1 protein-coding gene is annotated in these 1,322 nt (G+C 58.4%); it reads right to left on the reverse strand.

The features are described 5' to 3' along the window. Positions 1 to 177 precede the first annotated feature (177 nt). Positions 178 to 1,026: a TIGR03435 family protein gene (locus AB4043_RS25780; RefSeq protein ID WP_442303547.1), complete on the reverse strand. Its 849-nt coding sequence runs from the start codon at positions 1,024 to 1,026 to the stop codon at positions 178 to 180. Between the last annotated feature and the right edge of the window lie 296 nt (positions 1,027 to 1,322).

Here is a 1,322-nt window from a genome sequence, read left to right on the forward strand (position 1 = left end):
ATAGAGCGGGCCTTCAGCCCTTTAACATCTTGTGGCACTGAAACCTGGGGCGTTGCCCCAGGCTGGTATAGAGCGCGCCTTCAGCGCTTACCTACGTGGGTGCCCACCCTCGGGGTCCCCGACGAACTTGTTCGTTGGGGTGAACGCTCGGAACGCTAGGTTGGGAATACGAGCGCATCAGTTCTCCGTCGGCGCCTTCTCAATGTGATCCACGACAAGCTGCATCAGGGGTGCCCTGCGGGATTCGAGCCTGAGACCGTACGGTTGCAGTGCATCGAAGATGGTGACGCGTGGTTCGGACTGGGTGTCTGCACCTCCATCAGGCCCCTGTCGTGGACCACCCGGGCCACCCCCCATGCGGAACATCATATTTTCCGGAAAGAAGGTGAGATCGATGTCGTACTCTCCCGATAAACCGGTCTGGTCTACGACCGGCTTATCGGTAAAGCCCGAGAGCATTTCGCTGAGTCTGCTCAAGGTCACGGCGGGTCCGGTCAGGTGCAGGCCAGACGGACCGCCCAGCATCTGAATGTCGCCACGCACCGGCGTGCCGGGGCGACGGTTGGGACTGTCAGGGTAGTCCGACGGTGGGATCGTCGTCGCCTTGAGCTTCGGTCCGTTCTTGCCCACGACCAGCGCGTAGACTGCCTGCTCTTTCGTCTCGCGGTGTAGCTCTAGTTTGAAGCGGTCTCTCAGAAGAGACTGCAGCATCTCCGGTACCTGGTCTCTTGTGGCTCCCTCCGGATACTTCGCCTCGATGTCGAAGCGGTTGTGTATCGACTCAGGGCCACTGATCTGGAACTCCTTCACTCCGTAGGCCACCCGAATGAGATCTCGCACCGAGACATTCACGTAGTGGATCATCGAGCGGTCGGCGTTCATTCTGATCGCGATCATCTCCGCCGTTGCGGATGCTCCTGGACGAATGGACGCGACCTCGAACGAACGGCTGCCTTGTGGCTGCTGCGCAGTTGCGGCCGCAAAGGAAGCGGCAAGCACGACGGGAAGGATCGAGAGCAGTTTCATAAGCCTGATTCTGGCGCGAGGCGCACGTCAGGCGTGCAAATTGTATGTAAGGAATGTAAAGTCGCGGCTGCTGTTCTAGTGTGGGAGTCGTTATTCGCTGAACAATAAGCGGATTTGGTCCTGAGGAAGCCGGGTTGATTGAACCGGGTGGGAGCAGCGGGCTTCAGCCCGCTGATAAAAGACGTAAAAGTAAATGGGCTTTAGCCCTGGGCTTTTTCCTGATGGAGAAAAGCCCAAGGCTAAAGCCCGCTTCTTATAGTGCCAACAACGCGGGCCTTCAGAGTCTGTGTGAGTAC

The organism is Terriglobus sp. YAF25 (genome assembly GCF_052113305.1).
GTDB lineage: Bacteria > Acidobacteriota > Terriglobia > Terriglobales > Acidobacteriaceae > Terriglobus.

Coding starts and splice junctions, on each gene's coding strand:
- AB4043_RS25780 (WP_442303547.1), bottom strand. CDS start 1,026: ATGAAACTGCTCTCGATCCTTCCCGTCGTGCTTGCCGCTTCCTTTGCG.